This window comes from Xanthobacter luteus, assembly GCF_040049235.1.
Classification (GTDB): domain Bacteria; phylum Pseudomonadota; class Alphaproteobacteria; order Rhizobiales; family Xanthobacteraceae; genus Xanthobacter.
The window spans coordinates 299,072-324,515 of record NZ_JBDZDO010000006.1 but is presented as its reverse complement, the minus strand read 5'-3'; the positions used below and the strand labels follow the sequence as shown (position 1 = coordinate 324,515).

At 70.2% G+C, this 25,444-nt stretch carries 21 protein-coding genes and 1 other RNA gene; 11 read left to right on the top strand and 11 right to left on the bottom strand.

Going from position 1 to position 25,444, the window contains the following annotated elements; translation table 11 throughout:
- Positions 1–106: 106 nt before the first annotated feature.
- Complete coding sequence (locus ABLE88_RS18920) at positions 107–1,483, top strand: AmpG family muropeptide MFS transporter (RefSeq protein ID WP_348833252.1); 1,377 nt, start codon at positions 107–109, stop codon at positions 1,481–1,483.
- Between the two features lie 100 nt (positions 1,484–1,583).
- Here ABLE88_RS18920 and ABLE88_RS18915 read toward each other — a convergent pair whose 3' ends face one another.
- From ABLE88_RS18915 to murJ, 3 genes are all read right to left on the bottom strand, one after another.
- Entirely contained in the window at positions 1,584–4,778 is a 3,195-nt protein-coding gene (locus ABLE88_RS18915) for an efflux RND transporter permease subunit (RefSeq protein WP_348833251.1), read from the bottom strand.
- Between the two features lie 10 nt (positions 4,779–4,788).
- Complete coding sequence (locus ABLE88_RS18910) at positions 4,789–5,964, bottom strand: efflux RND transporter periplasmic adaptor subunit (protein ID WP_348833250.1); 1,176 nt, start codon at positions 5,962–5,964, stop codon at positions 4,789–4,791.
- Positions 5,965–6,128: 164 nt separating this feature from the next.
- Complete coding sequence (gene murJ, locus ABLE88_RS18905) at positions 6,129–7,667, bottom strand: murein biosynthesis integral membrane protein MurJ (protein ID WP_348833249.1); 1,539 nt, start codon at positions 7,665–7,667, stop codon at positions 6,129–6,131.
- Between the two features lie 156 nt (positions 7,668–7,823).
- Between murJ and ssrS the strand changes: the two genes are divergently transcribed.
- From ssrS to ABLE88_RS18890, 3 genes are all read left to right on the top strand, one after another.
- Positions 7,824–7,979: non-coding RNA, 6S RNA (ssrS, locus tag ABLE88_RS18900), on the top strand.
- A 22-nt stretch (positions 7,980–8,001) separates the two neighbouring features.
- Positions 8,002–8,610, top strand: coding sequence for a 5-formyltetrahydrofolate cyclo-ligase (locus tag ABLE88_RS18895; protein ID WP_348833248.1), 609 nt, complete (start codon positions 8,002–8,004; stop codon positions 8,608–8,610).
- 4 nt (positions 8,611–8,614) lie between these two features.
- A complete protein-coding gene (locus ABLE88_RS18890) occupies positions 8,615–9,439 on the top strand; it encodes a TIGR00282 family metallophosphoesterase (protein ID WP_348833247.1) in 825 nt (274 codons plus the stop codon).
- 36 nt (positions 9,440–9,475) lie between these two features.
- Here ABLE88_RS18890 and ABLE88_RS18885 read toward each other — a convergent pair whose 3' ends face one another.
- Positions 9,476–10,372 (bottom strand): alpha/beta fold hydrolase, encoded by an 897-nt coding sequence (locus ABLE88_RS18885; RefSeq protein WP_348833246.1) that lies wholly within the window; start codon positions 10,370–10,372, stop codon positions 9,476–9,478.
- A 286-nt stretch (positions 10,373–10,658) separates the two neighbouring features.
- Here ABLE88_RS18885 and thrS point away from each other — a divergent pair, with 286 nt between their 5' ends.
- A complete protein-coding gene (gene thrS, locus ABLE88_RS18880) occupies positions 10,659–12,632 on the top strand; it encodes a threonine--tRNA ligase (protein ID WP_348833245.1) in 1,974 nt (657 codons plus the stop codon).
- Positions 12,633–12,920: 288 nt separating this feature from the next.
- On the opposite strand, the gene ABLE88_RS18875 is transcribed toward thrS, so the two are convergent.
- On the bottom strand, positions 12,921–13,259 hold the full coding sequence (locus ABLE88_RS18875) for a c-type cytochrome (protein ID WP_348833244.1): 339 nt from the start codon (positions 13,257–13,259) through the stop codon (positions 12,921–12,923).
- A 92-nt stretch (positions 13,260–13,351) separates the two neighbouring features.
- Positions 13,352–14,362: an RgsD C-terminal domain-containing protein gene (locus ABLE88_RS18870; RefSeq protein ID WP_348833243.1), complete on the bottom strand. Its 1,011-nt coding sequence runs from the start codon at positions 14,360–14,362 to the stop codon at positions 13,352–13,354.
- A 223-nt stretch (positions 14,363–14,585) separates the two neighbouring features.
- Here ABLE88_RS18870 and ABLE88_RS18865 point away from each other — a divergent pair, with 223 nt between their 5' ends.
- A complete protein-coding gene (locus ABLE88_RS18865; protein ID WP_348833242.1) occupies positions 14,586–15,149 on the top strand; it encodes a nitroreductase family protein in 564 nt (187 codons plus the stop codon).
- Here the strand turns inward: ABLE88_RS18865 and ABLE88_RS18860 are convergent.
- Positions 15,136–15,738, bottom strand: coding sequence for a DNA-3-methyladenine glycosylase I (locus ABLE88_RS18860; protein ID WP_348833372.1), 603 nt, complete (start codon positions 15,736–15,738; stop codon positions 15,136–15,138). The two genes, ABLE88_RS18865 and ABLE88_RS18860, sit on opposite strands and share 14 nt — an antisense overlap.
- Before the next feature lie 82 nt (positions 15,739–15,820).
- Positions 15,821–16,657 carry a CAF17-like 4Fe-4S cluster assembly/insertion protein YgfZ gene (gene ygfZ / locus ABLE88_RS18855; RefSeq protein WP_348833241.1) on the bottom strand — a complete coding sequence of 279 codons (837 nt, stop codon included), beginning with the start codon at positions 16,655–16,657 and terminating at the stop codon, positions 15,821–15,823.
- A 76-nt stretch (positions 16,658–16,733) separates the two neighbouring features.
- Here ygfZ and ABLE88_RS18850 point away from each other — a divergent pair, with 76 nt between their 5' ends.
- Positions 16,734–18,071 carry a dihydroorotase gene (locus tag ABLE88_RS18850; protein WP_348833240.1) on the top strand — a complete coding sequence of 446 codons (1,338 nt, stop codon included), beginning with the start codon at positions 16,734–16,736 and terminating at the stop codon, positions 18,069–18,071.
- 510 nt (positions 18,072–18,581) lie between these two features.
- Here ABLE88_RS18850 and ABLE88_RS18845 read toward each other — a convergent pair.
- Positions 18,582–19,544, bottom strand: a complete 963-nt coding sequence (locus tag ABLE88_RS18845; RefSeq protein WP_348833239.1) for a hypothetical protein — start codon at positions 19,542–19,544, stop codon at positions 18,582–18,584.
- Between the two features lie 168 nt (positions 19,545–19,712).
- Between ABLE88_RS18845 and ABLE88_RS18840 the strand changes: the two genes are divergently transcribed.
- Positions 19,713–21,128 carry an MFS transporter gene (locus ABLE88_RS18840; RefSeq protein WP_348833238.1) on the top strand — a complete coding sequence of 472 codons (1,416 nt, stop codon included), beginning with the start codon at positions 19,713–19,715 and terminating at the stop codon, positions 21,126–21,128.
- Here ABLE88_RS18840 and ABLE88_RS18835 read toward each other — a convergent pair.
- Both ABLE88_RS18835 and ABLE88_RS18830 read right to left on the bottom strand, forming a co-directional pair.
- The gene (locus tag ABLE88_RS18835) at positions 21,104–21,700 is read right to left on the bottom strand and encodes an SRPBCC family protein (protein ID WP_348833237.1); all 597 of its coding nucleotides are present in this window, start codon (positions 21,698–21,700) and stop codon (positions 21,104–21,106) included. The two genes, ABLE88_RS18840 and ABLE88_RS18835, sit on opposite strands and share 25 nt — an antisense overlap.
- Positions 21,697–22,020, bottom strand: a complete 324-nt coding sequence (locus ABLE88_RS18830; RefSeq protein ID WP_348833236.1) for an ArsR/SmtB family transcription factor — start codon at positions 22,018–22,020, stop codon at positions 21,697–21,699. The genes ABLE88_RS18835 and ABLE88_RS18830 overlap by 4 nt, the downstream gene beginning before the upstream one ends.
- A 136-nt stretch (positions 22,021–22,156) precedes the next feature.
- Between ABLE88_RS18830 and ABLE88_RS18825 the strand changes: the two genes are divergently transcribed.
- The 3 genes from ABLE88_RS18825 to ABLE88_RS18815 all read left to right on the top strand — a co-directional run bounded on the left by ABLE88_RS18825 (position 22,157) and on the right by ABLE88_RS18815 (position 25,367).
- Positions 22,157–22,492, top strand: a complete 336-nt coding sequence (locus ABLE88_RS18825) for a cupin domain-containing protein (RefSeq protein ID WP_348833235.1) — start codon at positions 22,157–22,159, stop codon at positions 22,490–22,492.
- A gap of 72 nt (positions 22,493–22,564) precedes the next feature.
- On the top strand, positions 22,565–22,798 hold the full coding sequence (locus tag ABLE88_RS18820; protein ID WP_348833234.1) for a hypothetical protein: 234 nt from the start codon (positions 22,565–22,567) through the stop codon (positions 22,796–22,798).
- A gap of 211 nt (positions 22,799–23,009) precedes the next feature.
- Positions 23,010–25,367 (top strand): ATP-dependent helicase, encoded by a 2,358-nt coding sequence (locus ABLE88_RS18815; RefSeq protein ID WP_348833233.1) that lies wholly within the window; start codon positions 23,010–23,012, stop codon positions 25,365–25,367.
- Positions 25,368–25,444: the final 77 nt, after the last annotated feature.

Genomic DNA, 25,444 nt, shown 5'->3' with positions numbered 1-25,444 from the left:
GCCCGGCGGGCCGCTTGAAAACGCTTTATTTGCCTTCCAGGGTTTTGCTGGCGCGGATCCGGTGCCGGATCGCCGACGAAGATTCGAGCAGAAGGCGGGGCGAGCCATGAGCGACGACACCTTGCGCACCCGCGCCCCGCAGGAAGCCGCCGCCGGCTGGTGGGCGCGCCTGATCGCCGGCCTCAAGGTCTACGGCCAGCCGGGCGTGCTCTCGGTGATGTTCCTCGGCTTCTCCTCGGGCCTGCCGCTGGCGCTCACCGGCACCACGCTGTCGGTGTGGATGACGGAGGCCGGGGTGAGCCTCGGCAGCATCGGCCTGTTCTCGCTCGTGGGCGTGCCCTACACGCTGAAGTTCCTCTGGGCGCCGCTGGTGGACGCCCTCGACGTGCCGGTGCTCTCGCGCCTGTTCGGCCGGCGGCGCGGCTGGCTGCTGGCGACCCAGATGGCGCTGATGGCCGCCATCGTGTTCCTCGGCCTCCAGGACCCGCTCTCCGCCCCGCTGCTGGTGGCGCTGGGGGCGCTGGTGGTGGCCACCGTGTCGGCGACGCAGGACATCGTGGTCGACGCCTACCGCGTGGAGCGCCTGGCGGGCAACGAGCAGGCGGCCGGCATGGCGGGCTACGTGGCCGCCTATCGGGTCGGCATGCTGGTGTCGGGGGCGGGCATCATCGCTCTGGTCGCCTATTTCGAGGTGGCGGGCGTGCCGCGCGCCTCGGTGTGGCTGTGGGGCTATGTGGTGGCCGGCGCCCTGATGCTGGTGGGCATCCTCACCACCCTGCTCTCGCGCGAGCCGGAGGCGCCGCCGCGCGCGACCGACGCCGGCGCCCTGTCCCGCGTCGCCGCGACGGCGGTGGGCGCCTTCTCCGAATTCCTCGCCCGCGAGCAGGCGGTGACGATCCTGCTGTTCGTGCTGCTGTTCAAGTTCTGCGACGCGTTCGCCGGCGTGCTCACCGCCCCGTTCGTGATCGCCATCGGCTTCGACAAGGCGACCTATGCCGGCATCGTCAAAGGCGTCGGCTTCTTCGCCGCGCTGGCCGGCGGCTTCGTCGGCGGCTACATCGCCCGCGAGCTGTCGCTGGTGAAAAGCCTGTGGATCGCCGGCATCCTGCAGATCCTGTCCAACCTCGCCTTCACGCTCCAGGCCGTGGTGGGCGTGAACCTGCCCCTGCTCACCGGCACCATCATCGTCGAGAACTTCACCGGCGCCATCGGCACGGTGATCTTCGTCGCCTATCTCTCGGCCCTGTGCGGCGCGCGCAGCCACACCGCGACCCAATACGCGCTGCTCACCGCGCTCACCGCCGTGGGGCGCACCTTCCTCGCCTCGGGCGGCGGGTTCGTGGCGCAGGCGACGGGCTGGCCGGTGTTCTTCGTCATCACCGCGGTCGCCGGCCTGCCGGGCCTCGCGCTCCTCGCCTTCCTCCAGGCGAAGGGGCATTTCCGCACCCTGCGCGGCGGCGCCGCTCCGGCCGCGGCGGACTGAGGCCGCCCGCGCTCCGGAGGCCGAAGCGAAGGCCGACGAACAAAAAGGGCGGCGCGCCGGAGCGCGCCGCCCGTGTCGCCGGGCGGACCGGGGCCGGCGCCTATTCCGCCGGGGCGGGATGGCGCCCGTCGCCGGCGCCGCCGTCCGCCGCGTCCTTCGGCTTCCTCGTGCCGAGCGCCGCGAGCCAGCGGGCGAAGACGTAGAAAGCGGGCGTGAAGATGAGGCCGAAGAGGGTCACGCCGATCATGCCCGAGAACACCGCCGTGCCGAGCGCCTGGCGCAGCTCCGCGCCGGCGCCGATGGCCCACACCAGCGGCACCACGCCGAGGATGAAGGCGAGCGAGGTCATGATGATCGGCCGCAGGCGCAGCCGCGCCGCCTCCACCGCCGCCTCGCGCCGCCCGTGCCCCTGGTCCTCCAGCTGCTTGGCGAACTCGACGATGAGGATGGCGTTCTTGGCCGCGAGGCCGATCAGCACGATGAAGCCCACCTGGGTCAGGATGTTGTTGTCCTGCGCCCGCAGGATCACCCCGCCGAGCGCCGCGACGAGGCACATGGGCACGATCAGGATCACCGCCAAAGGCAGCGTCAGGCTCTCATACTGCGCCGCCAGCACCAGGAACACGAACACAACCCCGAGCGCGAAGGCGAAGATGGCGGTGTTGCCGGCCCGCTGCTGCTGGAAGGCGAGCGTCGTCCACTCGTAGGAGAAGCCCTGCGGCAGCACCTTCGCCGCGAGCTGCTGCATGATCTGGATCGCCTGCCCCTGGGAGTAGCCGGGCGCCGGCGAGCCGTCGAGCTCGGCCGCCGGATAGAGGTTGTAGCGCGGCACCCGATAGGGGCCGGAAATGTCGCGCACGGTGGCGAACGAGCCGAGCGGCACGGTCGCCCCGCCCGCCGCCCGCACCCGGATCGAGAGCACGTCCTTCGGGTCGAGGCGGAACGGGGCATCGGCCTGCGCCTGCACCCGGAATGTGCGGCCGAACAGGTTGAAGTCGTTGACGTAGGTGGAGCCGATATAGGTCTGCAGCGCCGCGAACACGTCCGCCAGATTGATGCGCAGCAGCTGCGCCTTCTGGCGGTCGACGTCGAGGAACAGCTGCGGCGTCGAGGTCTCGAACAGCGAGTAGACCTGCTGCAGGCCCGGCGTCTGCGCCGCCGCGCCCATCATGGCATAGACCGCGCCGCGCAGCGCCTGGAGGCCGACGCCGCCGCGGTCCTCGACCATCATACGGAAGCCGCCGGCATTGCCGATGCCCTGCACCGGTGGCGGCTGCACCACGATCATCTGCGCGTCCTGGATGCCGGCCATCTTGCCGAACAGCACCTTCTGCACCGCCGTGGCGGTGCGGTTCGGGTCGCCGCCGCGCTCCGAGAACGGCTCCAGGATGACGAACATGGCGCCGGCATTGGGCGCGTTGGTGAAGGTCGCGCCCGAGAAGCCGGCGATGTTGATGACGTGGCCGACGCCCGGCGTGCCGAGGACGAGGTCGCCGGCGCGCTTCATCACCTCCTCGGTGCGCTGCATGGCCGAGCCGGGCGGCAGCTGGGCGGCGATGATGAGGTAGCCGCGGTCCTGCTGGGGGATGAATCCCTGCGGGGTGGTGGTGAACAGGTAGCCGCCGAAGGCGACGATGCCGGCATAGACCACCAGCACCACCGCGACGATGCGCACCAGCCGGGCGGTGAGGAAGGCATAGCCGTTGCCCAGCGCCTCGAAGCCGCGGTTGAAGATGCGGAAGAAGCCGACGATCGGCCTTGCGTACCAGGCCGGCTTCTCGTGCGCCGCGCGGTGCGGCCTCAGCAGCACCGCGCACATGGCGGGAGAGAGCGTCAGCGAGACGAACAGGGAGATCAGCGTCGAGCCGGCGATGGTGAGCGCGAACTGCCGGTAGAACTCGCCCGACAGGCCGGTGATGAAGGCGGTGGGGATGAACACCGACGACAGCACCAGCGAGATGGCGATCAGCGCGCCGCCCACCTCGTCCATGGTCTTGTAGGCGGCGTCGCGCGGCGACAGGCCCGCCTCGATGTTGCGCTCCACGTTCTCCACCACGACGATGGCGTCGTCCACCACGATGCCCACCGCCAGCACCAGGCCGAACAGCGACAGGTTGTTCAGCGAGAAGCCGAACAGGCTCATGACGAAGAAGGTGCCGACGAGCGAGATCGGGATGGCGAGGATGGGGATCAGCGCCGCCCGCCAGGTCTGCAGGAACAAGATCACCACCAGCACCACCAGCAGGATGGCTTCGCCGATGGTGTGCACCACCGCGTCGACCGACTGCTGGATGAACTCGGTGGGATTGTAATAGATCGCGTAATTGACCCCGACCGGGAAGGTCTTGCCGATCTCCTTCATCTGCGCCACCACCGCATTGCCGGTGGCGAGCGCGTTCGAGCCCGGGCGCTGGAACACGCCGAGCTGGATCGAGATGTCCTTGTCGAGGAACGAGGTGGACGCGTAGTCCTGGGCCGCGATCTCGACCCGGCCCACGTCCTTCAGGCGCACCAGCGCCTCGTCCGTCTGCTTGATGACGATGTTGGCGAACTCGGTCGGATCGGCGAGCCGGCCGAGCGTGCGCACGGCGATCTGGAACGCGCGCTGCTGCGGCACCGGCGGCTGGTTCAGCACGCCCGAGGCCACCTGCACGTTCTGCGCCCGCAGCGCCGTCACCACGTCCGTGGAGGTGAGGTTGAGCTGGCTCATGCGGTCCGGATCGAGCCAGATCTGCATGGCGTATTCGCGCGAGCCGAACACCGTGATGGAGCCCACGCCGTCGATGCGCGAGAGCACGTCCTTCACCTGGGCGTTGGCAAGGTTCGAGATGAACAGCGGATCGCGCGAGCCATCGGGCGAATAGAGGCTGACCACCAGCATCAGATCGGGCGAGGACTTGGCGGTGACCACGCCCACCTGCTGCACCTCGCTCGGCAGGCGCGGCTGGGCAATGGCGACGCGGTTCTGCACCTGCACCTGGGCGATGTCGAGATTGGTGCCGATGTCGAACGTCACCGAGATGGAGAAGCGCCCGTCCGCCGCCGAGTTGGACGAGATGTAGAGCATCCGCTCCACGCCGTTGATCTGCTGCTCGATGGGCGCGACCACGGTGTCGGCCACGGTCTCGGCGGACGCGCCGGGATACTGCCCCGTCACCGCGATGACCGGCGGGGCGATGTCCGGATACTGGGCCACCGGCAGGCGGAAATAGGACACCGCGCCGAGGATCACCAGCATGGTGGAGAGCACGCAGGCGAAGATCGGCCGGTCGATGAAGAAATGGGAGATTTTCACGGCCGCCCCCTCACTGCGCCTTGGCCGGCGCGGCGCCCGGGGCGCTCGCGTCGGCGGCCTTGGCCTCCTGGGGTGCGACGGTGACGCCGGGGCGCACGCGCATGAGGCCGTTCACCACCACCTTGTCGGCGGGGGCGAGGCCCTCGCGGATCACCCGCTCGCCGCCGACCAGCGGCCCGAGGGTGACGAAGCGCTGCTCCACCTTGTTCTCGGGCCCGACGACGTACACGAACTTCTTGACCTGCTCCGAGCCGACGGCGGAATCGGGCACCACCAGCGCCTGGTAGGGCGCGCTGGCGTCGAGCCGGAGGCGGGCGAACATGCCGGGACGGAACAGATCGTCCTTGTTCTGGAACACCGCGCGGCCGCGGATGGTGCCGGTCTCCCGGTCGATCACGTTGTTGAGAAAGTCGAGCTCGCCCTTGTGGACGAAGCTCGGGTCGTCGATCAGCTTGAGCTCCACCGGCGCGCCCTTGATGTCGGCGCCCATGCGGCGCGTGTAGCGCAGCAGCGAGGCCTCATCGATCGAGAACTCGAAGCGGATCGGATCGGTGGAGACGATCACCGCGAGCAGGGTCGGCGAAGCGCCTGTGCCGCCGGTCACGTAGTTGCCGATCGACACCCGCCGGTCGCCGATGCGGCCCGACACCGGGGCGCGGATCTCGGTGAAGGCGAGGTCGAGCTCGGCCGAGCGCACCGCCGCCTCCTGCGACTCGACGATCGCGGCGGCGCTGCGCGCCGCCTGGGTGCGCTGGTCGAAGGCCTGCTTGGAAATGGCGTTGGAGGTCTTGTCCTCGAGCAGGGTCCGGGCGCGCTCGAGGTCGGCCTTGGTGAAGTCCACATTGGCCTTGGCCTGGGCGAGGTTGGCCTTGGCCTGATCGAGCGCGATCTTGAACGGGCGCTGGTCGATGGTGAAGAGCAGGTCGCCCTGCTTCACCCGCTGGCCGTCCGTGAAGTGGATCTTGTCAAGGTATCCCGATACGCGGGCGCGCAGATTCACCTCGTCGATGGCGAGGAAGCGGCCCACATATTCGTCGCGGTCGGTCACGGTGCGCGAGACGGGACTGGCCACCGTCACCTGCGGCGCGGGCGGCGGGCCCGACTGCTGGGCGGCCGGCTGGCCGCATGCCGAGAGCGCGAGCGCACAGGCAAGTATGACGGGGATGCTGCGGGCAACGTTCATCATCGGTCCGGCTCCGGGTGCACGCGCAGCGTCCACCAATGTCGTGAGCGAGGGGTCCGGCACGTCCCGCAACCGAAGAGCCAAGACCGAAAGGCGGCCGATCGCATAGCACAGTGCGCTGCGATGCAAAACGTTGGCGCCGGATTTTTTTTGCGCGGGGGAGCCCGTCACAGGCCGCGGCGCCCGGTCACCCCCGCGAGGAACGCCCGCCCGAGAAGACCGGCCACGGCTGCGCCGTAGCAGAGCCCGCCCGCCGCCACCACCAGCGCCAGGATCAATTCCTCGCGCGCCCAGATTCCCGCCGGCACCAGGCGGTCGGCGGCATGCTGCGCCCCGAGCAAGGCCGCGGCGACCAGGGCCAGCACCCCGGCCAGCCGGGCGAGATGGCCGCCGAGCCTGTCGTCGCCCACCGGCAGCCCCTGGCGCAGCGCGAACACGATGAGCAGGCCGAGATTGATCCACCCGCCCACGGCGGTGGCAAGCGCGAGGCCCACCTGGGCGAGCGCCCCCATGAGCGCGAACTTGAGCGCCACGTTGACGGCCACCGCGCTGAGCGAGGCGATCATCGGCGTGCGGGTGTCGCCGCGGGCATGGAACGGGGCGATGAAGGCGCGCACCACCACGAAGGCGAGCAGGCCGACGCCATAGGCCTGGAGCGTCGCCGCCGCCGCCGCCGCGTCCGCCGCGGTGAAGGCGCCGCGGGCGAACAGCGCGCGCATGACGAGGTCCGGCACCGCGAGCGCGGCGGCGACGAAGGGGATGGCGAGCAGCGCCGCAAGCTCCACCGAGCGCGCCTGGGCGCGGGCGGCGCCGGCATCGTCCTTGGCGGCGAGGCGGCGCGCCATCTCCGGCAGCAGCACGGTGCCGACCGCGATGCCCACCACGCCGATGGGCAATTGGTTGATGCGGTCGGCATAATAGAGGGCGGAGAGCGCGCCGGCCGGCAGGAAGGTGGCGATGATGGTGTCGGCGAACAGCGCGATCTGGATGCCCGCCGAGCCGATGATGGCGGGCCCCAGCGCCTTCAGGAACTGGCGCGTGCCGGGATCGAGCTTCGGCCGGGAGAATCTAAGGCCGATGCCCGCGCGCTCGGCATCGGTGCCCACCACGAGCAATTGGGCGACGCCGGAGATCAGCACCCCCCAGGCCGCGGCGTGGCCCGCGGTGGGGAACAGCGCCGCGGCGAGCAGCGTGCCCACCATGCACACATTGAGCAGGATCGGCGCGGCCGCCGGCACCGCGAAGCGCCCGCTGGCGTTGAGCGCGCCCGAGGCCAGCGTCACCACCGAGATCAAGGCGAGATAGGGGAAGGTGATGCGGGTCAGCGTCACGGCGAGGCCGTAGCGCTCGGGATCGTCCGTGAGGCCGGGGGCGAGCAGCGCCACGAATTGCGGCGTGAAGGCGAGCACCAGCGCCAGCAGCACGCCGTGCACGAGCATCATGGCGGTGAGGATCTCGTCGGCGAAGTGGCGCGCGCGCGCGCCGCCGTCCTGCTCCTTCAGGCGGGCATAAGTGGGCACGAAGGCGGCGTTGAAGGCGCCCTCGGCGAAGATGGCGCGGAAATGGTTCGGCAGGCGGAAGGCGACGAAGAAGGCGTCCGCCACCGGCCCGGCGCCCAAAACGGCGGCCATCACCACGTCGCGGATGAAGCCGGCGAGGCGCGAGAGAAGCGTGAAGCCGCCCACGGAGAGGATGTTGCGGAACATGAATTGGTTTCGGCGCCTTCGGTCGTGCGGCCGGTTCTAGCCTGTCCGCCGGCGCTCGGCCAGCGCGGGAGACGTCCCTGCGACGGCATGAGGAAGACGGAGGACGGCCGAAGGAAGGGGCTGGCGCTCGCGGCCCTTCGCACCTACATTGGCAGTGCGGGGCTGCGGGGCTCGTTAGGAGACAATATCCCCGGGGCCTTATCGATCCTGAAGGGAGCTGTCCCTGACTGTGCCCCTGGGCACGGATATACGGCGCCCACCTACTTTGTAGGTTTCCCGGGATCGCACTCCGACGGCTTTTGTGGCTCCGCAACTTCTCTTCTCTGCCTTCCAGATGGCGCCTTCCTCCCCCCCAGCCGACGACATCGGCGCCGAGAAGCGGCGCCTGCGCGCGGCTGCGCTGGCGCGCCGCGCCGCCATGGGGGACGAGGCGCGCCGCGCCGCCGCGCTGGCGGCCGCCGGCCACGCGCTGACGGCGATCGGCGCGCCGCAGGGCCGCACCATCGCTCTGTTCGCTCCGTTCCGCGACGAGATCGACACCTTTCCGCTGGCCGCGGCGCTGCGGGCGGAGGGCGCGCGCCTCGCTCTGCCGGTCATCGTCGGGCGCGAGCAGCCGCTCGCATTCCGCCTGTGGCAGCCGGACGACGCGCTCGCGCCCCGGGGCGCCTTCGGCATCCCGACCCCATCCGCCCAAGCGCCCGAGGTGCGGCCCGATATGGTGGTGGTGCCGCTCGCCGCCTTCGACCGGCGCGGCTACCGCATCGGCTACGGCGCCGGCTTCTACGACCGCACGCTGGCGCAGCTGCGCGCCGAACGGCCGGTGCGCGCCCTCGGCTATGCCTTCGCCTGCCAGGAGGTGCCGCGCGCGCCCGATGAGCCCCATGACGAACCCCTCGACATGATGATAACCGAGGTGGCCGCCTTCCTTTGCCCCGGATCCTGAAACGATGCGCATGCTCTTTCTCGGCGACGTGGTCGGCCGTCCCGGCCGTGACGTGGTCACCAACCTCCTGCCCGGCCTCGTCTCGGCCTGGAAGCTCGATTTCGTGGCCGTGAACGGGGAGAACGCGGCCGGCGGCTTCGGCATCACCGAGGCGATCTACGACGAGCTGCGGGCGGCGGGAGCGGACGCGGTCACGCTCGGCAACCATTCCTTCGACCAGCGCGAGGCGCTCGTCTTCATCGAGCGCGCGCCGCAGCTGCTGCGACCGGCCAACTATCCCGCCGGCACGCCGGGCCGCGGCGCCGCGCTGGTGGAGGCGAAGAACGGCGCCGCGGTGCTGGTGCTCAACATCATGGGCCGGGTGTTCATGGATCCGCTCGACGATCCCTTCGCGGCGGTCGACCGGGCGCTGGAGGGGGCCGAGCTCGGCCGCATGGCGGACGCGGTGCTGGTGGACTTCCACGCCGAGACCACCAGCGAGAAGCAGGCCTTCGGCCATTATTGCGACGGCCGCGCCTCCCTGGTGGTGGGCACCCACACCCATGTGCCCACCGCCGACCATCGCATCCTTTCGGGCGGCACCGCCTTCATGACCGATGTGGGCATGTGCGGCAGCTATGACGGGGTGATCGGCATGGACAAGGAAGAGCCGATCCGCCGCTTCACCCGCAAGCTGCCCTCCGCCCGCTTCGAGCCGGCGGGCGGCGCCGGCACGCTCTCGGGCGTGGCGGTGGAGACGGATGACGCCACCGGCCGCGCGGTGAGGATCGCCCCGGTGCGCATCGGCGGCCCGCTCGCCGAGACGCGGCCGGACTTCTGGGACGCGTGACCAGCGCAAGGGCCGATGGGGCGGCTGCGCGCCCCGCTATTTCGGGGCGTCGGGGTTCAGGCCGTTCAGGAATGCGATGACCGCAAAAGCGATCTGCTTCGGCTGTTCCGGCAACATGGCGTGGCCCATGTTTGGGAAGGCCACCAGCGTCGCGTTGGGCCGCTTGACCACGAAGTCGAACGCATTCTGCACCGGCGCCATCTTGTCCTCAAGGCCCTGGATCACAAGCGCCGGAGCCGTTCCGCCGTTGTAGAGCGGCTTGAAGTCCGTATGGGCGGCGGCCAGGGTCTGAAGCAGCGCGGCCTCCCGGTGCCAGCCGGTGTAGAAGGCGCTCGCATCGTTGCCCTTGGCGAACATCACGTCCGCCACCGCGGCCCGGTGCTGATCCTGCGGGAGCGCCGGATCGTACATCTTCCAGAACGCGTCCCAGGTCGCCTTGTCCGGCTGGATCTCGCCGCCGGCGGCCAGCAGCACGAGGCCGATGACCCGTTCGGGCTGGAGCGACGACACCGCCCGCGAGACCCGGTTGCCGAAATTCTGGCCGAGGATGTAAGCCCGCTTCAGCCCAAGCTGGTCCGCAACCGTCCACACATCGTTGCCAAGGTCCTGCAGCTTCACGTCGATCAGCGGACCCGAGCTTCCACCGATGCCGCGCGGGTTGATGAGCACCACGTGATAGCCGGCCTTGACCACAGCGTTGCCGAGATCCTCGAAGTCCTGCGCCGGGCGGCCGAGCGATGGGTGCATGAGCACGCTCTGCCCGCTGCCGCGCTCGAAGATCTCCAGATGGACGTCGCCCTTGTCCACCATCTTGCGCGACCAGCCATCGAGGGCCTCGGCCGACGCCACGCCGGACAGCGCCGCGATCAGAACGGTGGGCACGAGCGCCGCCAGCGAAACGAGGCGGCGCCATTCGGCTGAGACAAAAAACATGGCTTCTCCTGCTCGGCTTGGCACGGTCCGGCAAGGATCGCGCCCCGGCGCCCGCCCGATGGGGGGCGGGGGTGCCTGAAGCGGGGCGCCCCGCGGCGTGGCGCTCCTTATACGCGGCAATATGGTTGATATATACCGCCAACAATAAGGCAGCCGCGCATCCGGGCCGGCTGACGCGCCGCGCCGGCCGTCTGGACTTGGGCCGGCCGTCTTTCTAAAAGAAGCGCCCGTTACCCGAGGCATGGCCTACCTGCGTGGTCCGCAGGAGTGGGCAATAGGAGCGCACATGATCTCGCTGACCTTCCCCGACGGCGCCAAGCGCGAATATCCCGTGGGGACCTCCGGCGCCGACGTCGCCGCCCAGATCTCCAAGTCGCTGGCGAAGAAGGCGGTGGCCGTCACCCTCGACGGGCAGCTCGCGGACCTTGCCGAGCCGATCGCCGCCGACGCCCATATCGAGATCGTCACCCGCGAGGACCCGCGCGCGCTGGAGCTGATCCGCCACGACTGCTCGCACGTCATGGCCGAGGCGGTGCAGGCCATCTGGCCGGGCACCCAGGTGACCATCGGCCCGGTGATCGAGAACGGCTTTTATTACGACTTCGCCCGCAACGAGCCCTTCACCACGGAAGATCTCCCGGTGATCGAGGCGAAGATGCGCGAGATCATCGCCAAGGACCGCCCCTTCACCAAGGAGGTGTGGACCCGCGACGAGGCCAAGCGCGTGTTCGCCGAGAAGGGCGAAAACTACAAGGTCGAGCTGGTGGACGCGATCCCCGCCGACCAGGACGTGAAGATCTACAAGCAGGGCGAGTGGTTCGACCTCTGCCGCGGCCCGCACATGCCCTCCACCGGCAAGATCGGCAATGCCTTCAAGCTCATGAAGGTGGCAGGCGCCTATTGGCGCGGCGATTCGAACAACCCGATGCTGACCCGCATCTACGGCACCGCCTGGCACGACCAGGCCGAGCTCGACGCCTACATCCACCGCCTCGAGGAGGCGGAAAAGCGCGACCACCGCCGCCTCGGCCGGGAGATGGACCTGTTCCACTTCCAGGAGGAGGGGCCGGGCACCGTGTTCTGGCACCCCAAGGGCTGGACCCTGTTCCAGGAGCTGGTGGCCTATATGCGCCGGCGCCTGAAGGCCGACTATGACGAGGTGAACGCCCCGCAGGTGCTCGACGCCTCCCTGTGGGAGACCTCCGGCCATTGGGGCTGGTACAAGGAGAACATGTTCAAGGTCCAGTCGGCCGGCGACGAGACCAAGGACGAGCGCATCTTCGCGCTGAAGCCCATGAACTGCCCCGGCCATGTGCAGATCTTCAAGCACGGGCTGAAGAGCTACCGCGACCTGCCCATGCGCCTCGCCGAGTTCGGCGCGGTGCACCGCTACGAGCCCTCCGGCGCGCTGCACGGGCTGATGCGGGTGCGCGGCTTCACCCAGGACGACGCCCACATCTTCTGCACCGAGGAGCAGATGGCGGCCGAGTGCCTGAAGATCAACGATTTGATCCTCTCCACCTATGCCGATTTCGGCTTCGAGGAGATCATCGTCAAGCTCTCCACCCGGCCGGACAAGCGCGTCGGCACGGACGCGGTGTGGGATCACGCGGAAAACGTCATGAGCGGGGTGCTCGATCAGATCGCCGCCTCGTCCAACCGCATCAAGACCGGCATCCTGCCGGGCGAGGGCGCGTTCTACGGGCCGAAGTTCGAATACACGCTGAAGGACGCCATCGGCCGGGAATGGCAGTGCGGCACCACGCAGGTGGACTTCAACCTGCCGGAGCGGTTCGGCGCCTTCTATGTGGATGCGGACGGCTCGAAGAAGACGCCGGTGATGATCCACCGCGCCATCTGCGGCTCCATGGAGCGCTTCACCGGCATCCTGATCGAGCATTTCGCCGGCCACTTCCCGCTGTGGCTCGCCCCCACCCAGGTGGTGGTGGCCACCATCACCTCGGACGCGGACGATTATGCCGCCGAGGTGGCGGGTGCGCTGAAGGCGGCGGGGCTGCGGGCCGAGCTCGACCTGCGCAACGAGAAGATCAACCTCAAGGTGCGCGAGCACTCGCTGGCCAAGGTGCCGGTGCTGCTGGTGGCGGGCAAGAAGGAGGCTGCCGAGCGCACGCTGTCCATGCGCCGCCTGGGCTCCAGCGCCCAGACCTCCGGCGCCCTGGAGGAGGTCGTCGCGGCCCTGACCGACGAGGCCGTGCCGCCGGACCTGAAGCGCAAGGCGCTGGCCGCGAAGGCGGCGTGAGACCGGCGGGCGGCGGTGCCAGAACTGCCGCCCGCTGCCGTCGAGGCGCTTTACGACGGCTGCAATCTGCGGAAGGTCGTTTCGATCGAGTTCAATGGTTTCATGACGTTTCACGCCAATCATCTTGGGCTCGAACGACGACGACCTTCACCATTACAGCACCAATGGTAGGGAAGGCCTGGAGAAAGAAAACCCCAGCGGGGCGGACCGCCGGCCCATGGGCAGCAGCGGGTGACCATTTTCACGCGCGGATTCGGTGGCATCCCTGCCCCGGACCCGAATGCTGACCTACTTCCTCAGGCTTGCGAAATAAGCCGCGAGGTCCGCGGCCTCGTCGCGGGTCAGGGTGAGCTGCGGCATCTGCGGGTGCGGCTTCAGCAGGCGGAAGGCGAGCCAGGCGGCGGTGAGGTCGCCGTCGCGGGCGGCGAGCGCGGCGAAGCTGGGCGCATCGCTCGCGGCGCTTTGCGCCGCCGGGCCCACCACATGGCATCCCGCGCACCAGCGTTCCGCCAAGGCACGCCCGGCGGCGGCGTCGGGCCGGTGAACCGGCGCGGCGCCGAGGGCCGTTGCCGCGAGCGCCGCGGCGGCGAGGCTGAAAGCGGGCACGAACTTGATAAAGCGCGTCACAGGCGGCTCCGAGAGCGAGGACTTTACCTCATCCCAGCACGGCGCGCACGCTGCCTCATTGATCCCGAGCATATGCCCGCGGGCGGCCGCCCTCACTTCACCAGCACCTCGACCTCCTGGTCGTGGCCGGCATCCACCTTGAAGTCGCGGCTGAAATTCTTGCCGCCGTTGCGGGCGATGGCGACATAGTCGCCCTCCGTGAGCACGAACACCGGGAAGGCGCCGATGGATTCCTTGATGGTGTCGCCGCCCGGGGTGATGACGGTCCACTGGGTGTCCGCCTGCGCCTCGCCGCCCTGCGCCTTCACCAGCTTGAGCATCACCTGCGCGGCGCGGTGGTGCATGGTGGCGTCGGTGAGCTTGCCGGGCTGGACCGAGACGTCCGCGCGCACCACGGCGTTGGCGTCGCCATAGGTGGAGACCACGTGGTAGGTGCCCTCCGGCAGCAGCACCACCTCGCCGGCGCCGGCGCCGCGATAATAAGGCTGGGTCGAGGTGCGGCCCTGCAGGAATGAGCCCTCGAAGATGTCGAAGGTCAGCTTCTGCGCGGCGATGGTCTTGTTCTCCACGTCCGCCTCGAGGCGCAGGCCCCCGGCGGGAAGGATGAAGGCCTCCCGGCGCGAGACCGGGCCCAGCGTCACCCGCTGCGCGGTGCTGGCGAGCCCGTAGCTCACATGGACGATGTAGCCGCCGGGCGAGAGGAAGAAGACCGGGGCCGATTCCGCGCTCTCCGCCACCAAAGGGAAGGCGCCGGAGGTCTCCGCTTTGTCCGCGAACACACGCCAGATCACGCCGCGCGGAATGACCGGCCCGTCGGCGGAGAAGCGGGCGAACACGCCCAGCGCCGCCTTGCCGGGAGGCGAGGCGGGCAGCACCCCGTGGGGCTCGCGCGCGCCGGCGCCGCCTCCGGGCACGATGGCGCGCGGCGGCCCGGACGGCGGCGGGGCGAACGGCCCGGCCTGGGGAGCGGCGGACGGCGGCGTGCCGAGGAATTGCAGGCTCTGCGCGCCCGCCGGCGACACGAGCGCGGCGAGCAGCAGCGCGGCCGCCATCAGCCCCGCAATGGCGAGACGCCCGAGGCGGCGCGCCATGGGTCCGGCCACGGCACCTGCCGTAGGGCGCGCGCGCGCGGACGAAGCGAAAGCGGGGCAAGACGCATCCATGGCACTGAGGTGCACAAAATTCCCGGCGGATTCAAGTCCGTGTCGCCGCGGGCGCCCGCGGCACGCCGGCGGCGATGCTTGGCAGACGCCCCGGCGGCGCCTATATGGCGGCGCCCGCAGCCGCGGGCCGTTCTTGCGCGCCATTGCGACAGAAGGCTTTGCCATGCCCGACGCCCTCTCTTTGCTGAAGACCCGCCGCTCCTCCCGCATCGTCGACCTCAAGGATCCGGGACCGTCGCCGGCGGATCTGGACACCATCCTCGCCATCGCCGCGCGGGTGCCGGACCACGGCAAGCTCGTGCCCTGGCGCTTCATCGTGATCGAAGGGGACGGCCGCGCGCGGGCGGGCGAGGCGGTCGCCGCGGCCTATTCAGCCGGCAACCCGCAGGCGGAGCCCCGGCGGATCGAGGAGGAGCGCGGCCGCTTCCTGCGCGCGCCCGTGGTGGTGGCGGTGGTCTCGCGCGCCGCGCCGCACGGGAAGATCCCGGAATGGGAGCAGGTGATGTCCTCGGCCGCGTGCTGCCAGAACATGCTGCTCGCCGCCGCCGCGCTCGGCTACGGCGCCACCTGGATCAGCGAGTGGCCGGCCACCGACGCGGACGCGCGCGCCGCGCTCGGCCTCGAGCCGCACGAGCGCATCACCGGCTTCGTCTATCTGGGCAGCGTCGATCAGGCGCTGGAGGACCGGCCGCGCCCGGCGCTCTCGGACATCGTCACGCGCTTTTGACCGGGCGCTTCGCTGCGGCGGCGGGTTTCGCCGCCGGCGCGGGCTTGGCGCAGTGGCAGCCTTCCACATGGTCGTCCACCAGGCCGCAGGCCTGCATGGCGGCATAGACGATGGTCGGCCCGCAGAACTTGAAGCCGGCCTGCTTCAGCCGCTTGGAGAGCGCGCGCGATTCCTCGGTCTCCGCCGGGACGTCGGCCATGCGGCGCGGGCGGTTGACCTTGGTCTCGCCGTCCACGGCCGCCCACATGAAGTGCGAGAAATCGACGCCCTTCTCGCGCAGATCCAGAAAGGCGCGGGCGGAGAGCACCGTGCCCTCCACCTTGGCGCGGTTGCGCACGATGCCGGCGTCCGCCATCAGCGCGGCGATCTTCTCCGGCCCGTAGCGGGCGATCACCTCGGGCGCGAAGCCGTCGAAGGCGCGGCGGAAATTCTCCCGCTTGCGCAGGATGGTGATCCAGGCGAGCCCGGCCTGGAAGCCGTCCAGCACCAGCTTCTCGAACAAGGCGCGGGGATCGCGCTCCGGCACGCCCCATTCGGTGTCGTGGTAGGTCACATAGAGCGGGTCGGTGCCGCACCAGCGGCAGCGCATCCTGCCATCCGCATGAAGCGGGGCGTCCTCGGTCGGCTTGGTCACAAGGTCTCCATTGGCTGGCGTGGCGGCCACGGCGCCTTCACTCGGCTTCCATGGCGAAGGTGGCCCATTGCGGCCGGCGCAGCGTCACCGGCTGGCCGCCCGCCACCAGCGGAATGCCTGCCGCCTTGGCGTCGGCGGCGCGGTCGAGGCGCACCAAAGCGATCGCCTTGCCGTCCGCGGCGGAGCCCATGCGGCCGACGGTCTTCTCCCCGGCCATGATCTCGCTGCCGGGCGCGGGCGCGGCGTCGAGCAGCGCCTGGACCGCGCGGGTGCGGGCGGTGCCGCGGTGCTGCATGCGCGCCACCACCTCCTGGCCCACATAGCAGCCCTTCTTGAAGTCGACGCCGCCCAATTGGTCCATGTCCGCCTCGTGCGGGAAGGCGTCGCCATAAGCGAAATCCGGCCCGCCCTTGGGGATGCCGAGGGCGATGCGGTGCGCCTCGTAGGCGGCGGCGTCGTCGGAAAACGCGGCAGCGGCGGCGGCGGGCAGCACCAGCCGGCCGCCGAGCGCCGCAAGCCGCGGATCGGGAAAGAGCCGGCCCTCGGGCGCCGGCCCGTCGCCGAACACCGCCGCGACGGCGAGGTCGTCCGCCGCCTCGCACGTCACCTGGGCGCGCAGCTTGTAGAAGCCGAGGCGCTTGAGCAGGTCAGCCACCTGCGCCTTCGGCGCGTCGAGCAGGAAGCTGTCCTCGCCCTCGTCATAGAGCAGGAAGTCGGCGATGATCTTGCCCTGGGGGAACAAAAGCGCGCCGTAGCGCGACCCGCCGGCGGGAAGTTCGGCGACGTTGCAGGTGAGGATGTTGTGAAGGAAATGGCGCGCATCGGGGCCATGGACACGAATGAGCGCACGATCAGTCAAATGAACGACGGGCATGGGACCGTCCTTGTCAGAAATAAAAACCCACCTTAAAGCCCGCAGCGCCGTCCCCACAAGAGCGAGACCTTGCGCCATGGTCCAGACCTTCGACCTGCTGATCACCGGCGGCACGATCGCCACGCCGGCCGGCATCGGCGCGGCGGACATCGGCGTCTCCGGCGGGCGCATCCGCGCCATCGGCGACCTCTCCCGGGCCAGCGCCGGCAAGGTGGTGGACGCCACGGGGCTCCATGTGCTGCCGGGGGTGATCGACACCCAGGTGCATTTCCGCGAGCCGGGCCTCGACCACAAGGAAGACCTGGAGACCGGCTCGCGCGCCGCCGTCATGGGCGGGGTGACCGGCGTGTTCGAGATGCCGAACACCATTCCCCAGACCACCTCGGCGGCGGCGCTGGAAGACAAGGTGAAGCGCGCCACGGCGCGGATGCACTGCGACTTCGCCTTCTATGTGGGCGGCACCCACGACAATGTACGGGACCTGCCGGAGCTGGAGCGCCTGCCGGGCGCGGCCGGCGTCAAGGTGTTCATCGGCTCCTCCACCGGCTCGCTGCTGGTGGCGGACGATCCCGGCGTGAAGGCGATCCTGAAGGTGATCCGCCGCCGCGCCGCCTTCCATTGCGAGGACGAGCCGCGGCTCCTGGAGCGCAAGGGCCTGCGGGTGCCGGGGGATGCCGCCTCGCACCCGGTGTGGCGCGACGAGGTGGCGGCGCTCACCGCCACGAAGCGCCTTGTGAACCTCGCCCGCGAGACCGGGGCGCGGGTGCACGTGCTCCACGTGACATCGGCGGAGGAGATCGAATTCCTGGCGGAGGCCAAGGACGTGGCCTCGGTGGAGGTGACGCCGCACCATCTCACCATGGCGGCGCCCGACTGCTACGACCGCCTCGGCACGCTCGCCCAGATGAACCCGCCGGTGCGCGGGGCGCGCCACCGCGACGGTTTGTGGACGGGGATCGCCAACGGGGTGGTCGACGTGCTCGGCTCCGACCATGCGCCCCACACGCTGGAGGAGAAGGCCAAGCCCTATCCCGACAGCCCCTCGGGCATGACCGGGGTCCAGACCCTGGTGCCGCTGATGCTCGACCACGTGGCGGCGGGACGCCTCACGCTGGAGCGGTTCGTGGACCTTTCCAGCGCCGGGCCGGCGCGCCTGTTCAACATCGCGCTCAAGGGCCGCATCGCGGTCGGCCACGACGCCGACTTCACGGTGGTGGACCTGAAGAAGCGCGCCACCATCACCAATGCCTGGATCGCCTCGCGCGCCAAGTGGACGCCCTATGACGGCGTGGAGGTCACGGGCTGGCCGGTAGGCACCTTCGTGCGCGGCGCCAAGGTGATGTGGGAGGGCGAACTGACCGCCCCCTCGACCGGCGCGCCGATCCGCTTCCTGGAGACGCTGGCGGGCCGCTGATCGAAGGCGCTCGGCAGTCCCGGTCTCGCACCCCCTGCCTGCCGATCCCTCACGGCCGTCATGCTCCGGCTTGACCGGAGCATCCATGCCACCTCCACACCGTGCACCCGGCCGCAGGATGGGCCCTCCGGTCAAGCCGGAGGGCGACGGCGGGGAAAGCTCTCACCGCCGTCATGCCCCGGCTTGTCCGGGGCATCCACCGTGCCCTTTGCGCCGGGCTTCCATCCAAGGCGCCGGCAAGGTCGCGGCGTGGATCCCCCGGACAAGCCGGGGGATGACGGCAGTGAAGGTCCAATGGCGGCGGAAAATCCCAACCGCCGTCATGTCCCAGCTCCGCATCTTCCCCGCCCTGCCGCCCCCAACCGCCGTCATGCTCCGGCTCGACCGGAGCATCCATGCCCCGCCCCACCGTGCACCCGGCCGCAGGATGGGCCCTCCGGTCAAGCCGGAGGGCGACGGCGGGGGAGGCGCTCCCAGGCGGCGCGCCGGCGGGACGGCGGCCCGACGCCCTCAGCCGCCGCTCTTGCGGGCCGCCGCCATGCAGTCCTGGACCGCGCCGAACATCTGCCCGGCATCGTTCATCTGCCAGGCGACGGTCTTGCCGGCCAGCGTCGCCGACATGCGTCCGCCCTGCCTCATGGCCTCCACCGTCCCGGCATCCAGAAAGAAGCGCTCGCGCACGCCCGGATCCTGCGCGACGGTGGAGATCGGCTGGGAGGCGCGGCCGATCTCCAGCATGCCCGCGAGCTTGGTGCCCTTCGGGAAGTTCATATCCGCCATGCTGACAGCCCAGCGGCTGTTGGGATAGAGGATGACGTTGACCTGGCTGGCGCCGGCTCCCGTGACGCCGCGGCACAGGACGATCTTGCCATTCTCGAAGACCGTTTCGATCCGCCACTGGCCCACCGTGCGGAAGGGCGTAGCGATCTGCTTGCCGGGCGTGGTGGCCGGCGCTGCCGGCGTCGATACCGCGCCGCCGGCCTTCAGCGCCGTGGTGAGGCAGTCCTCCACCGCGCCGGTGGCCTGGCCGGCATCGTTCATGGTCCAGGCGAAAGTCCTGCCGCCGAGCGTCACCGACATGCGCCCGCCCTGCTTCATGGCCTCGAACGTGCCGGCGTCGAGGAAGAAGCGCTCGCGCACGCCCGGATCGAGCGCCGTGGTGGAGATGGGCTGGGAGGCGCGGCCGATCTCCATCATGCCGGTGAGCTTGGTCCCCTTCGGGAAGTTCATGTCCGGCACGCTGATGGCCCAGCGGTTGTTGGGGTATTTGATGACATTGACCTGGCTGGCGCCGGAGCCGGTGACCGCGCGGCACAGGAACAGCTTGCCGTCCTCGTAGACGGTCTCGATGCGCCACTGGCCGACGGTGCGGAATACCGTCGAGGTCTGCTTCGCCTGCGCCATCCCGGCGCCGGCGAGCAGCACCGCGCCCGCAACGAGACCGCCGAAGACGCGCCCCAAATGTCCGACCATGTTGGCCTCCCGCGCGCGCCCGCGCCGCCCGGCGCGACACGCCACGCCCGACCACGGAGGAAGCGCAAGCGCGACCGCCCGTCAAGCGCCACGAGGGCAAGGGGATAAGCTGGTCGTTCCGCGCTGCGGGCGCTTTTCGTTTGGCCGCGTCCGGCGCACTGTCGCGCCATGCACCAGCCCGCCCCGCCCGCCCTCGCGCCGCAGAGGGAAGTCTCCACCGCCGCGGCCCCCACCCGTGCCCTGGTGGGCTGGATCCTGTTCGACCCCGCCTGCCAGCCTTATTTCACGCTCATCACCACCTTCATCTTCGCCCCCTATTTCGCGTCGGCGGTCGCCCCGACGCCGGCCGACGGGCAGGCGCTGTGGGGCTTCGCCACCGGCGCGGCGGGGCTGGTGATCGCCCTGTGCTCGCCCTTCCTCGGCGCGGTGGCGGACGCGGCGGGGCGGCGCAAGCCCTGGATCGCCGCCTTCGGCGCCATGCTGGTGCTGGGCGCCTCGCCGCTGTGGTTCGCCGCGCCCGGCGATGAGAGCCGCATCCCGCTCATCCTCGTCGCCTTCGCCATCGGCACCATCGGCGCCGAATTCGCCACCGTGTTCAACAATTCCATCATGCCGACCTTGGTGCCGCCGGAGCGGCTGGGGCGGCTGTCGGGCACGGGATGGGCGGCGGGCTATTTCGGCGGCCTCGTCTCGCTCGCTTTGATGCTCGCCTTCTTTTCCACCCAGCCCTCGACCGGGCTGACGCTGCTCGGCCTGCCGCCGGCGCTCGGGCTCGACGCGGCGGCGCGCGAGGGCGACCGCTTTTCGGGCCCGTTCACGGCGCTGTGGTTCGTGGTGCTGGTGGCACCCATGTTCCTGTTCGTGCCCGACGCTCCCAAGGGCCTGCCGCTCAAGGCCGCCATCAAGGCGGCGGCGCACGAGATGCGCGCCATGCTGCCGAAGCTGAAAGCGCGCCCGACGCTCGCCCGCTTCCTCCTCGCCAACATGGTCTATGCGGACGGGCTGGTGGCGCTGTTCGCCTTCGGCGGCATCTATGCGGCGGGCACGTTCGGCTGGGGCTCCATCGAGATCGGCATCTTCGGCATCCTGCTCACCGTGACCGGCACGCTCGGCGCGTTCGCGGGCGGGCGGCTCGACGATGCGTTCGGCGCGCGCGCGGTGATCCTCGGCGCGCTCGGCGTGCTCATCCTCGCCGCCATCGGCATCCTGTCGCTGGAAAAGGACGCGCTCCTCTTCGGCCTCGTGCCCACGGCGCCGGCCGAGGGGCTGTTCGCCACCTGGCCGGAGAAGGCCTATGTGGGCATCGGCCTGTTCATCGGCCTGGTGGCGGGGCCGCTCCAGGCGGCCTCGCGCACCTTGCTGGTCCGCCTTGCGCCGGCGGAGAACCTGTCCGAATGCTTCGGCCTGTTCGCCCTTTCGGGGAAGATCACCTCGTTCGCCGCCCCCACCTCGGTGGCCGTGGTCACCGCGCTCACGGCGAGCCAGCGGGCGGGGGTGGCGGTGCTGATCGTGTTCTTCACCCTCGGCGCGGTGCTGATCGCCGGGGTGCGGCGCGCGCCTCAGGCGGGCAGTCGGGCGTCGTAGGCCGCCGCCACCGGGCCGAGCACGGTCCAGAAGGCCGAGCGCGGCTGATCCGCCAGAACCTCGGCGAGCAGGTGCAGATGGGCATGCCAGCCGCCGGACACGCTGAGCATGGCGGCGCGGTCGGCGAGGCGCCGATGGGTCAGCACCATGCGCACCGCATCCCCTTCCGGCTCCAGCTCGATCAACACCTCGGAGGCGGGCCGGCCCTCCTGGTCGAGGCCGAAGGTGAAGCCCAGCCGGCGCTCCGGCTCCCAGGCGGTGACGCGCCCCTGAAGGTGCTGCGTGCCGCCGTGGCAGGCGTGGGGCCCGGTGGCTGGCACCGGCGGATCGCCCAGCGTGTCGTTCTCGAAGGTGAGCGCGACCGCGCCGCCCATGGCCGGCTCCATGGTGCCGGCGGCGAGCCATTTGGCGCGCAGGTCGGACTGGGTGAGGTGGGCCCAGACCCGCGCGAGCGGCCCCTTCAGGCGCCGCTCGAAGCGGACGGCGCCCGCCTCGGTGACGACGCCCATGGGCGCTTCGGCGCGGGCTGAGATGGCGCCGTGGGTGGCATGTGCGAAGGCGGCGTTGGTCATCGGTTCGTCTCCGTGTCGTCGTCGGGGGTTTCGAGGGCGGCCGCGAGGGCGTCGAGGCGCGCGCTCCAGAAGCGCCGCGTGCGGTCGATCCACGCCTCCATCCCGTCGAGGCCTTCGGGATCGAGGCGGTAGATGCGCCGCTGCCCCTCGCTGCGCACCCGCACCAGCCCGGCCTGCCGGAGCGCCTTCAGGTGCTGGGAGATGGCGGGCGCGCTCAAGGAGAAGGCTGCGACGATGTCGCCGGCGGCCATCTCGCTTTGGGCAAGGCGCTCCAGGATGGCGCGCCGTGTGGGGTCGGAAAGGGCTGCGAAGCTGTCCATGGGCCTATATTTCGTTTTTCATTTAATTAAGTCAATACAAAAATATTGCCCCTCGCCTTGCCCCGGCCCGCGGCATGAGGGAAGGATGACCGCCCGCGCGGGCGCCCCGCCGGGAGAAGGGTCGAGGAGGTCGCCCATGACGCTGCGTTCCATCCGCTTCGATCCCGCGCCGAAGGTGGACACCGCCGCAGCCACCACCGTGCACGAGTGGTATCAGGACAAGTCCGGCGCCTTCTCCGCCGGCTTCTGGGCCTCGCAGGCGACCGAGATCGCCGTCGACTATGCGGAGGATGAGTTCTGCGTCCTGCTGGAGGGCACGGTGGAGCTCACCGATGCCTCCGGCCACACCGAGACCTACGAGGCCGGCGCCTGCTTCGTGATCCCGGCCGGCTTCACCGGCACCTGGAAGAGCGTGACGCCGGTGCGCAAGTTCTACGTGGTGCACCTGCCGAAGGAGGCGCCGCCCGCCTGACCGGCGCGCCGGAACCTTCCGCGCCCGCGCCGTGTTGCCCTTTCGGACCTGTGTCCTGAAAGGGAGAGCGCCATGTCGATCCGTGTCCAGATCGCCGCCATGCTGTTCATGATGATCCAGGCGGTGCTGTTTTTCGCCGGAACGCTGTTCCTGCTGCTGACGCCCCTGTCGCGGGAGGCCATGGCGCTGATGCCGTGGGTGGTCGCCGTCACAGCCTTGATGTCGCTGCCATTGTCATGGTGGCTGGCGCCGCGGCTGCGCGCCCGCACCTGGCGGCGGAAGGGCACCATGGAGATGCTGAAGTGACGGGCTGATTCCACCTTGAGCCGGCGGGCCGGGCGAAATCCACCGCCAAGCTCGCATTTGAGCCGTCTCGATGCCATTTTGTTCCGCAAGAGAATCATATGGCCCGAGACCTGCCCCTTTGACATCGCCTCCCCCTCCCCGCCGGCCCGAGGCTGCGCCCGCGCTTCCCGGACTGAAGCCCGGCGGCATCGCCGCCCGCGCGCGCGCCGCCATGGCCCCCGCGGCCCCCGCCGCCGCCTATCTCGCCGGCCTCAATCCGGAACAGCGCGAGGCGGTGGAGACGCTGGACGGCCCGCTCCTGGTGCTGGCCGGCGCCGGCACCGGCAAGACGCGCGTGCTCACCGCCCGCGTCGCCCATATCCTCTCGCTCGGCCGCGCCTTCCCGTCGCAGATCCTGGTGGTCACCTTCACCAACAAGGCGGCGCGGGAGATGAAGGACCGCATCCACGCCATGGTGGGCGACCAGATCGAGGGCATGCCCTGGCTCGGCACCTTCCATTCCATCGGCGTGCGGATTCTGCGGCGCCACCACGAGCTGGTGGGGCTGAAATCGGGCTTCACCATCCTCGACACCGACGATCAGATCCGCCTGCTCAAGCAGCTGCTCGTCGCCGAGAACATCGACGAGAAGCGCTGGCCGGCGCGGCTGCTGGCCGCCACCATCGACGGCTGGAAGAACCGCGGCCTCTCGCCCAAGGACGTGCCGCCGGGCGAGGGTGCGGTGTTCGCGGGCGGCAAGGGCGGCATGCTCTATGCCGCCTACCAGGCGCGGCTGAAGGCGCTCAACGCGGTGGACTTCGGCGACCTGCTGCTGGAAGGCATCCGCCTGTTCCGCGAGAACCCCGACGTGCTGGCGGAATACCACAAGCGTTTCAAATACCTGCTGGTGGACGAGTATCAGGACACCAACGTCGCCCAGTATCTGTGGCTGCGCCTGCTCGCCCAGGGCTCGAAGAATGTCTGCTGCGTGGGCGACGACGACCAGTCCATCTATGGCTGGCGCGGCGCCGAGGTGGACAACATCCTCAGATTCGAGAGCGACTTTCCCGGCGCCAAGGTGATCCGCCTGGAGCGCAACTACCGCTCCACCGGCCATATCCTCGCCTCCGCCTCCCACCTCATCGCCCACAATGAGGGCCGGCTCGGCAAGACGCTGTTCTCCGAGGGCGAGGAGGGCGAGCACGTCACCGTCACCGGGGCCTGGGATTCGGGCGAGGAGGCGCGCGCCGTCGGCGAGGAGATCGAGCAGCTCCAGCGCGCCGGGCACAAGCTGTCGGAGATCGCCATCCTGGTGCGCGCCTCGTTCCAGATGCGCGAGTTCGAGGACCGCTTCGTCACCCTGGGCCTGCCCTATCGCGTCATCGGCGGCCCGCGCTTCTACGAGCGCGCCGAGATCCGCGATGCGCTCGCTTACCTGCGCTGCGTGAACTCCCCCGCCGACGACCTCGCCTTCGAGCGCATCGTCAACGTGCCGAAGCGCGGCATCGGCGACGCCACCGTCAAGCAGGTGCACGACGTGGCCCGCGCCGCCGGACTGCCGCTCCAGGAGGCGGCCCGCGCCCTCGCCCAGAGCGAGGAGCTCAAACCCAAGGTGCGCGCCACCATGCGCGGCCTCATCGAGGCCTTCGAGCGCTGGCGCGAGCTCTCGCGCACCCTCTCCCACACCGAGCTTGCCGAGATCGTGCTCGACGAGAGCGGCTATACCGAGATGTGGCAGAAGGACCGCTCGGCGGAAGCCGCGGGTCGGCTCGAGAACCTCAAGGAGCTGGTGCGCTCCATGGAGCCGTTCGAGAACCTCACCGGCTTCCTGGAGCACATCTCTTTGGTCATGGATGCGGAGAACGGCGCCGGCGAGGACGCGGTGCAGGTGATGACCCTGCATTCCGCCAAGGGGCTGGAATTCGACACCGTCTTCCTGCCCGGCTGGGAGGAGGGCCTGTTCCCGCACCAGCGGGCGCTGGACGAGCAGGGCAAGGCCGGCCTGGAGGAGGAGCGGCGCCTGGCTTATGTGGGCATCACCCGCGCCCGCGCCTCGGCGCGCATCTGGTTCGCCTCCAACCGGCGCATCCACGGCATGTGGAATTCCACCGTGCCCTCGCGCTTCCTCGACGAATTGCCCGACGCCCATGTGCGGGTGGAGGAGAGCCGGGGCGGCATGGGCTGGGGCGGCTCCTCCTATGGCGGCGGGGGACATGGCGGCAGCTACGGCCAGAGCCGGTTCGACCGGGCCGAGCCTTTCGCCGCCTCGTCCTATTCGACCCCCGGCTGGCAGCGGGCGCAGAGCAATCGCGGCCGGACCGACGGCGGCGCGGCCCGCGGCGGATTCTCCGAGCGCGCCGGCGGGCGCTTCGATGCGGGTGCTTCGGGCCGGCGCGGCCCGGCCGTGATCGAGGGCACCTTGGTGGCCGCCTCCACCGGCGCGCCGTCGCGCTTCCGCTCCGGCGAACGGGTGTTCCACATCAAGTTCGGCTACGGCGAGATCACCGGCATCGACGGCAACAAGCTCACGGTCCAATTCGACAAGGCGGGCGAGAAGCGCGTGTTGGAAGCCTTCGTCGACCGGGCTTGAGCGGCGCGCTGGATTTGTCGCAGCGGAAATTCTGGGGTACCACTCACTAGGCTTCGCGCGCCCGCCGCGTGCCGGTC